The following is a 9386-nucleotide window of genomic DNA, read 5'->3' on the forward strand; positions in this document are numbered from 1 at the left end:
CTAAAATTGCTGATCATATTCCCCAAAACCCGAAGCGCCTTAGCTTTGGAAGTGGGATGCTGACACTGACTAAAACCACGATGGCAATATCGGCACTTTTTGTCACCGAACAGCGTAGGATCGATAATTAATCTGAGTGCGAAAATCCCTATGTTATTATCCCTACTCTCAGTCATCAGTTTTCTGATTAGTTTTCTGGTGGTTGCCCTGATTAAACAACGTTTTAGTCAACAATTGTTAGATATTCCCAATGAGCGTAGCAGCCATAGTCAACCCACACCTAGGGGGGGTGGACTCGGTTTTGTCGTCGCTTTTGCTCTGACCAGCGGCCTCAGTTATTTTCTCCTTCCTCCTTCCCTACCTCTTATTCCCCTGTGGTTGTCCCTGACTCCTTTAATTATTATCGGCCTTCTCGATGATCGTCGCGGTATTCCCTCTAGTATTCGCTATTTAGTGCAGTTATCCTCCGCTAGTGTTGCGGTCACTTTTTTCGGCGCTTTTCCCCAATCGTGGCTATTAGATTTGGGTTTTGGCGGCAAAATTTTGGCTTTTATTCTCACAATTATCGGCCTGACCGCGATCATTAACTTTTATAATTTTATGGATGGTCTCGATGGCTTGGTGGCTGGCTGTACGGCGGTACAATTAGGATTTCTCGCTCTCTATTTTCAGCAACCAATTTTATGGCTTTTAGTGGCAGCTTTAGGCGGTTTTCTCCTCTGGAATTGGTCGCCAGCGAAAATTTTTATGGGTGATGTGGGTAGCACCAGTCTAGGGGCAATTGTCGCTATGGTTTTACTTAATAACCAGGGGAATCAAAGTCAAGCTTGGTCAGCTTTAACTATCACTTTACCTCTGATTGGTGATGCTATTTATACCCTGATTTGTCGATTATTAAGAAAGGAAAATATCTTCCAAGCTCACCGCAGTCACCTTTATCAAAGATTACAAAAATCTGGCTTGTCTCATCCACAAGTAGCAATTATTTATATGGGGGTAACTCTCCTGATTGCTATTAGTGTTAACTACTTAGGAATCCTAGTATCATGGCTGAGTTTACCTCTGATTCTAGGATTAATTGTTCTCGGAGAAATTTATCTGAACAGGAGAGTTAGCGAGCATAATTTATCAGTGACAAGAAAAGAATAAATTTTTTATGGCTATAGACCTAGGGGTTATTCAAACCTAGAAAATGTTATAAGTAGGTAGGTGTTAAAAATTGTCAGTTCCCCCCTTATCAATGGGAATTAAGGGCGGATCGGCACCCCCCTTATCAAGGGGGGATTAAGGGGGGATCTATCTTCAATTTAATTATAACCAGCTACTTACTGAATCCTGTTTCAAAATTATATGTATCGAGGGTAAGGATCAGAAGTAATCACTCAAATAGTTATTAGCGAAAGTCTTTTATTTCACTCAAAAACTTATGGTTTTAAGCGGGCAAAAACAGAGCTATTTACCTATTATCCCTCCTAACCAAGAGAAAAGAAAAAATTAATATTTATCGGCTGGGGTTAGCTGATATGATTAGGGAGATGACTATCATTCCAAGGTCAATGAGCGCAAGAACGTTATTCGATAAAGTCTGGGACGCACACACGGTTAAGATTCTTCCCAGTGGACAGACACAATTATTTATCGGACTGCATCTAGTCCATGAAGTCACCAGTCCGCAAGCTTTTTCGATGCTGAGAGAAAGGGGTTTAAAAGTATTATTTCCTAGACGGACTATTGCTACCGTCGATCACATCGTCCCCACCGAAAATCAGGCGCGTCCTTTCCTTGACGATTTGGCCGAGGAAATGATCCGGGCGATCGAAACTAATGTTCAAAGCAATAATATTCCTTTCTACGGCATCGGTTCTGGCAATCAGGGCATAGTTCATGTGATCGCTCCCGAACAGGGCCTAACCCAACCGGGGATGACGATCGCCTGCGGTGACTCCCACACCTCCACCCACGGCGCTTTTGGGGCGATCGCTTTTGGCATCGGCACTTCCCAAGTACGCGATGTTCTTGCTACCCAAACCCTATCCCTATCGAAATTAAAAGTGCGTCGAGTGGAGGTAAACGGCGATTTAAACCCCGGGGTCTATGCTAAAGATGTAATTCTCCATATTATCCGTCAATTGGGCGTTAAAGGCGGTGTTGGTTACGCCTACGAGTATGCTGGTAGTACAATCGAACGGATGTCCATGGAAGAAAGGATGACGATTTGTAACATGGCGATCGAAGGTGGGGCCCGATGTGGTTATATCAACCCCGATCAGATCACCTACGATTACCTCAAAGGTCGTGATTTTGCGCCTAAAGACTGGGAAAGTGCGGTTAATTGGTGGGAAAGCATTAAAAGCGATGCCGATGCGGTTTATGACGATGTGGTGGTCTTTGATGCCGGCGAAATCGAACCCACCGTTACTTGGGGTATCACCCCGGGCCAAGGAATCGGGGTTAACGAAGTCATTCCCACTCCCGAAAGTTTACCGGCCAGTGAAAGAGCGATCGCAGAGGAAGCCTATCAATACATGAAACTCACCCCCGGCGCCCCGATTAAAGGCACAAAAATCGATGTCTGCTTCGTCGGTAGCTGTACTAACGGCCGGATCAGTGATCTGCGCGAAGCGGCCAAATTTGCCCAAGGTCATCGTGTGGCCCCCCATGTGAAAGCTTTTATCGTCCCCGGTTCCGAAAGAGTCAAAAAACAAGCGGAAGCAGAAGGATTAGACCAAATTTTCCTAGCATCGGGCTTTGAATGGCGCGAGGCTGGCTGTTCCATGTGTTTAGCCATGAATCCCGATAAATTGCAGGGAGATCAGATCAGCGCTTCCTCCTCCAATCGTAACTTTAAAGGTCGTCAAGGTTCCGCTTCTGGGCGTACTTTGTTGATGAGTCCGGCGATGGTGGTAGCGGCAGCAATTAAAGGGGAAGTCACCGATCCCAGGGAGTTGTTACAGTAGTTGTCTCAATGGTGAGATAGGAGGCAGGAGTCAGGAGATAGAGTGATAGGGTTTTGGGGTGATAGGGTTTTGGGGTGATAGGGTGATGAGACAGCTTCCCCCCTCCCATCTCCCTTCTCTACAATAATTACTCGCAACCAGAAATACCTTGGGTTCCTATCATACTTTGTGCTTTTTGTCAAAAAAACTTTTTTTTTGCAATAAAACTACATAAAAAAAAGATCATCGTTGCGGGTGAAATTGACTAATTTACCCGTCTTAATTAGGATCACCTTCTAGGTGTGGCAAGGGTTTCAACCATTGCTGCCCAAAAAAGCATAGAATATCCCATTATGAAATTCTATCAAATCGCTGTAACTAGCATAACGTCGTTGTTAAATAAAAATCTTTCTCAATTAATTCTTAAGAATTTATAAATATTGCGGAATGTTAATTTAAATATTCTCAAGTTTTTGCATTCAATAAATAACTTTTGCTTATCTTTGTCCAACATTGGGTTAGAAGTCAGGAGTCAGTTATCAGTTATCAGTTATCAGTTATCAGTTCACTGAGAAAACTCCCCACACCCTACACCCCACACCCTACACCCTACACCCTACACCCTACACCCTACACCCCACTCTATTTTAATTTGACTGCCATAATTGCCAAGCTTTAACGAGATTTCCTCCCATCAAGGCAGCCACTGCATTTAAAGTCTTAATTTCCTCACTATCCGGATTTAATTTTCTGGCCTGATCTAAGACTTTTTGGGCTGCTTGCGGTTGCCAATCGTAGAGATAAATAAAACCTTGATAAGCATAATGATAGGGATTATGGGGGTCAATTTTAATCATTTCCTCCGTGGCTTTTATTGCCCCTGCTACATCCTGTTGTAGTACCTTAGAAATTGCTAATCCGTAGGCTAAAGATAATTTATCGGGGGGGTTTTGTTGCTGTAAACGATAGGAAAAAGCCTTGTCTGCTTGCAGCACATAATCCTGAATCGAATCGTATTGATTGATACGATTAGTTAACTGAAAAATTGGCTCAATACCCGTTAATCCTTGACCAATATTAGCAGACTTTAAGCGCAATTGGGTCACTAAATCTAATTGGGGCGTTGCTAACTTGGAGACTTGAGGATCGATAGTAATTTGAGCATTAGTTTTAATCGGATAGGTTTCGCCAGTTTCCCGATTGAGATAGACAGCAGATAAGCGATAAACTCCAGGGGTTGCTGCCGACTGCATGGCGGTTTTTTCAGTGACTTCAAAACCCTTTTGTTGCTCTTCTGGAGTTAATTTTTCTGCCATTAATCCCCCCATAGCTATACCGTGATCGTGCATCCAATAATCCTTACCGTCCACTTCTTGCCAAGTTAAAATTACTATTCCTGACTTTAATTGTTGCCAGTCTCCGGCCCATTTATAAACCACGGGAATGGGTTGATTAGGAGAAGCTTTTTCGGCAATAGCAATCTCTCTTAATTCCACCCGTTTTGGCGCATTTTCAAGGGGGTTAACCGTGACGGAAGGATATATTTTTCGGTGTAGGGACAGGGTGCTATCATCCGGTAGCTGCCAAGTTTTTTCCACTTGGAAATCTGGACTATTGGCGACTCGATTAACAATTTTTTTCTGGACATCGGGGACGGAACCCTGTTCACCAGTTTTAGTTAAAAACCAATCTAAAGAATTGACATCCTTTTCTATATCTTCTTCCCGAACTCCCACCTGTCTGCCGGCAACCTGTGAATTATGTTTACCACCGTAGAAAGAGAAAGTATGTTGATTTAATTCCGGGGTGGAAGGTAAAACCCCTAGGGTGCTGCGAAGATAGGGAGAATCGCCTAGAATCTCTTTAACTACTTCTTCCTGCTGCCAACCGGTTTTTAAATAGGGATGGTGTTGTAATTGGGGACTGAAAACGTTAGTAATTATATCTCCCCCCAAGGGGAATAAATTTAAGCTGGTGAGGATAGCGGCAATAGTTAATGTTCCCCAACGGATACTGGGGGCAAAACGACCGCGCCAAGATAATAAACCGACGGATAAAATTAAGGATAAAGTCGGTAAAAGCGGCAAAATATAACGAGCATCTTTATTGATATTTAGGGATGATAATAGGTATCCCCCCAGCAGAAAAACTCCTAACCAAATCCACACAGGACGATTAACCTTATCTTCGGTTTTTCTATGACGTAAGGAGATTAATAATCCCACCACGGGAACTAATAACAATACCCAAGAAAGAAAATAGGGTAAAACTTGGGCGTAAAATGTCCAGGCATCTGGACTGGTAAGAGGGGGATCTCCCTCCAAAATCGCCGAATCTACCGTGGCACGTTTGCCTGCGGTTAACATTAATAACCAATTCGTCCGATACCAGGGAAACATTAACCATGCTGCCGTCAAAAAACTCAGCATTAATTGCGCTAGATTGCCCCAACGTCTCCGCCGGAGATTTTCGCCCAATACCCACAAAATCGGTAAAAAGAGGAAAAATAGGGCGGTTTGTTTGACTAACATCCCTAAACCGAAAGAAATCCCGAAAGCGATCGCTTTTAGCCAGCCTTGACCACTAAATCGCCACCATGTCAAGCAAAAGTAAGAAAACGTTACAATTGCCGCTAAGGGAAAATCTAAGAGATATTCGAGGCGATAATAGTATAAACCGGGTAGAAATTGACAGATTAAGACCGCCCATAAAGCCACAGTCCCATTAAAGAGGATAATTCCCAATCCGTACACAGAAAAGAGCAGTAGGGCGCTATAGATAGCCATTACCCACATACCCGCGTCAAGACTAATACCAAAGAGATTAAAGAAGGGAATCGTTAAAAGATAGGTTAAAGGGGGAATTTTCGGGGACATTAGCCATAAACTGCGCCACCAATCCCCATCAAACCAGCGCGGATTTTGGAAAGCTTGGGTATAGATAATGCCACCGTTGAGATAATCGGCCTGATCCCAAGCGGGAACGGTATGATCGAGACTAAACCAGAATCTATCGACTAATATCCCCAATATCCAAATAATACTGACAATAATTAATCCCTGTCTCCCATCTAGCGATCGCTTCAAAATGACTTCTCCCTAGTGCAACTCTCAATTATTCTGCCACGCCCTCAAGCGACCCTGAAAAAATCGCCAGCGAGAAACACCAGACGGATCGGGGTAAAATAAAGATTTAGTGAAAAATTGTAACAGGAACTTGACAAATGCGAGTGGTGATCGTTGGTGCAGGATTAGCGGGAATGGCAACAGCTATCGATCTGGTCGATGCGGGCTGTACAGTAGAAATATTAGAATCTCGTCCCTTTGTCGGGGGAAAAGTCGGTAGTTGGGTAGATGCGGACGGTAATCACATCGAGATGGGCCTGCACGTCTTTTTTGGCTGTTACTATAATCTTTTTGAGTTAATGAAAAAAGTGGGCGCTTTTCAATCCCTACTACTCAAAGAACACACCCACACTTTTATCAACGAAGGGGGAAAAATCGGCGAATTAGACTTCCGTTTCGTCGCAGGTGCGCCTTTTAACGGTTTAAAAGCCTTTTTTACCTCCTCCCAACTCTCGGCAGCCGATAAAATCTTTAATTCTCTGGCCCTAGGTACCAGTCCCATCGTCCGTGGTCTGATAGACTTTCAAGGAGCGATGAAAACGATTCGGGATCTAGACTCGATTAGCTTTGCCGATTGGTTTCGTAGCCATGGCGGTAATGACGGCAGTTTAAAAAAAATGTGGAATCCGATCGCCTATGCCCTAGGATTTATCGATACGGAAAATATCTCGGCCCGTTGTATGCTGACGATTTTCCAATTTTTTGCCGCTAAAACCGAAGCTTCCGTCCTGCGGATGTTGGAAGGTTCCCCCCACGAATACCTACATAAACCGATTATTAACTATCTGGAAGCTCGGGGTGCCAAAATCTCTACCCGTCGTCAGGTGCGGGAAATTCTCTATTCTGGAGAGGGCGAAAATCTGCAAGTTAATGGCATGATCGTCGCTAACGGAGAAACCACAGAAACTATCACCGCAGATGCCTATGTTTGCGCTGGTGATGTCCCCGGTATTCAGCGTCTTATTCCCCAAGATTGGCGGAAAATGCCGATTTTTGACAATATTTTCCGACTAGAAGCCGTCCCCGTCGCCACGGTACAATTGCGTTTTGACGGTTGGGTGACGGAGTTAAATGATGCCGAAAAACGCCGACAACTGCAAAAAGCGGTGGGAATTGACAATCTTTTGTACACCCACCAAGCGGATTTCTCCTGTTTTGCAGATCTTGCCCTCACCAGTCCTAGGGATTATTATCGCCCCGGAGAAGGTTCTTTATTACAGTTGGTTTTAACCCCTGGGGATCCTTTTATTAAAGCTAAAAATGAAGATATTGCCCAGCACGTTTTAGCGCAAGTCCATCAGTTATTTCCCTCCTCGCGGGAGTTAAAGATGACTTGGTTTAGTGTGGTGAAATTGGCCCAGAGTCTCTATCGGGAAGCACCGGGGATGGATGTCTATCGTCCCTCGCAAGCGACTCCTATTGCTAACTTTTTCCTTGCCGGTAGTTATACCCAACAGGATTACATTGATAGCATGGAAGGGGCCACTTTATCCGGTAAACAGGCAGCCAGGGCCATCTTACAACAGGCCGAGCGCTGGAAATCTTTAGCCACGGTTTGAGCAAACAGCCGGCAATCTCCTCTCTTGAGAAGGGATTGCCTTTTACCTCATCTCAACCAGTAATTTAAATACGCAGGCAGCTGATTCTCTCTTGGGTTTGGTGGGTAAAATGTATTTTAAGATACAGTCCTGCTGGCGAGGGAGTGGAAGGAACCACAAAGACACAAAGAACACAAAGATCGATCGCTCCTATATAAGTTAAACTGATCACGCAAAGAAGAAGAGAGCCGATTTTACCTATCCACAACTAGAATACTAGAACTACTGAATAGAACGCCATATCTTTAATTGTCAAGGCTGCTCCAATATGAAAGATCGAGCGAATTCCCTGTATGAATCCGACTTCTACGGGTGGACAGAGCTACAAGCGAAAGTTCTAGCCAACCGACAGGTAGAAGCTCTGGACTGGCAAAACTTACGGGAGGAAATCATTTCCTTGGGTAAACAAGAATATCGAGAACTGGTGAGCCGTCTAACCGTTTTGGTAGGACATCTTCTCAAATGGGAATATCAGCCGGATAAACGTTCTCGCAGCTGGTTTTTGACGATTAGAGAACAGAGACGAGGGATCAGACGGCATCTAGAGGGTAATCCTAGTTTAAAATCCCGGATACCGACGGCTTTATCCGATGCTTTCGAGGCCGGGGTCGATTTGGCTTTGCGGGAGACGGATTTACCGATACGGACTTTTCCCTCTCACTGTCCCTTCACCTTCGAGGACATCATGGCCGACCATTTCCTCTGCGATACCAGTCAGGATTGGCCGTAAATTTAACGGTTATACCACCTCGACGGGTATCTGTATCTCAACAAGTAATTTAAATACGCAGGCAGCTGATTCTTTTTTTTTACTCTCTCCCCTCAATAATTTTAATTTCTTCCTCGCTTAATCCATAGAGTTTATAAACAATTAGATCGATTAATTCATCGGTGGCGCTTAATTGTTGTTTTAGGGGTAAAAGTTTATCTAGACTGGTTTGATATTCTTTTTCTAGGGTTTCCTGTATTTGACGATCGAGTAAGTTAACGGTAATTTTCTTTTTGTTCTTTTTCAGTATCTCCCACAGTTGATCCAAGCTAAGATGAGGTTCGCTTTTTTGGTAGTCACCGAGATAGTTTTGGATTTTTGATTTGTTGGTTAAATTATCGATCGCACTGCCGATTATTCTCTCTAAATATCTTAAAAAGCTTTTGATTTCTTTTTGTTTTTCCCGATTTATCTCGATCATTTGTTCTGCTAAGTAGGCCAAAATATCATGGACTATATCGGTTTCTTCTCTCCTAATATGCTCCTCGATTTCTTTTAATATTTCTTGCTTTTCTTGATAACTTTTGATAAGTTTCTCTAAACTCTGTTGACGGCGATCGCTATTAGTGTTAAAAGATATTTTTCGGATGGGGATATTCTCCATGTATTGACCAAAAAATCTTAATCTACCTTGCTTCTCTGTATCCCCCAATACAGCACTGTTTTGAGACATATAAAAGAAAATTAAGCTGGAATTTAAAAGAGCTAGTAAATAATAACTTTGGCTAGGAATTAAATAGGTAGTATTGATTGAGTAAAAGCCATTATTATCTAAAGTAAAGCGCGATTCTTTAGCAATATCTGGATAAATAATTTTAGGCTAAGTACAGGACAAAAATTGTAGGGAATGAAGAAAATCCCGATGATTAGGCAAAGAAGGGTTAAGAATCAGATGACGAAGATGGTCAAAACCTAAGCGAAAAAGACTCTTAGCACGACGACCGTGTTTCTTGAGGGG

General features: G+C 43.3%; 5 protein-coding genes and 2 pseudogenes. 4 read left to right on the forward strand and 3 right to left on the reverse strand.

Annotation, left to right across the window (positions count from 1 at the left end):
• The first annotated feature begins 150 nt into the window (after positions 1-150).
• The gene (locus O9334_RS16815; protein ID WP_045356178.1) at positions 151-1149 is read left to right on the forward strand and encodes an MraY family glycosyltransferase; all 999 of its coding nucleotides are present in this window, start codon (positions 151-153) and stop codon (positions 1147-1149) included.
• 407 nt (positions 1150-1556) lie between these two features.
• Positions 1557-2957, forward strand: a complete 1401-nt coding sequence (leuC, locus tag O9334_RS16820; protein WP_045356176.1) for a 3-isopropylmalate dehydratase large subunit — start codon at positions 1557-1559, stop codon at positions 2955-2957.
• Between the two features lie 626 nt (positions 2958-3583).
• Here leuC and O9334_RS16825 read toward each other — a convergent pair.
• The gene (locus O9334_RS16825; protein ID WP_288001347.1) at positions 3584-6022 is read right to left on the reverse strand and encodes a glycosyltransferase family 39 protein; all 2439 of its coding nucleotides are present in this window, start codon (positions 6020-6022) and stop codon (positions 3584-3586) included.
• A 137-nt stretch (positions 6023-6159) separates the two neighbouring features.
• Here O9334_RS16825 and zds point away from each other — a divergent pair, with 137 nt between their 5' ends.
• Complete coding sequence (gene zds / locus O9334_RS16830; protein WP_288001349.1) at positions 6160-7620, forward strand: 9,9'-di-cis-zeta-carotene desaturase; 1461 nt, start codon at positions 6160-6162, stop codon at positions 7618-7620.
• A gap of 307 nt (positions 7621-7927) precedes the next feature.
• Positions 7928-8389 (forward strand): DUF29 domain-containing protein, encoded by a 462-nt coding sequence (locus O9334_RS16835; RefSeq protein WP_045356168.1) that lies wholly within the window; start codon positions 7928-7930, stop codon positions 8387-8389.
• A gap of 79 nt (positions 8390-8468) precedes the next feature.
• Here the strand turns inward: O9334_RS16835 and O9334_RS16840 are convergent.
• Both O9334_RS16840 and O9334_RS16845 read right to left on the reverse strand, forming a co-directional pair.
• Positions 8469-9248 (reverse strand): annotated as a pseudogene (locus tag O9334_RS16840) (TaqI-like C-terminal specificity domain-containing protein); the annotation flags it as partial.
• Positions 9249-9386: pseudogene (locus O9334_RS16845) on the reverse strand (IS4 family transposase); the annotation flags it as partial. It abuts the pseudogene before it with no gap.

This window comes from Microcystis sp. LE19-8.1F (assembly GCF_027531715.1).
GTDB classification, from domain to species: domain Bacteria; phylum Cyanobacteriota; class Cyanobacteriia; order Cyanobacteriales; family Microcystaceae; genus Microcystis; species Microcystis wesenbergii_A.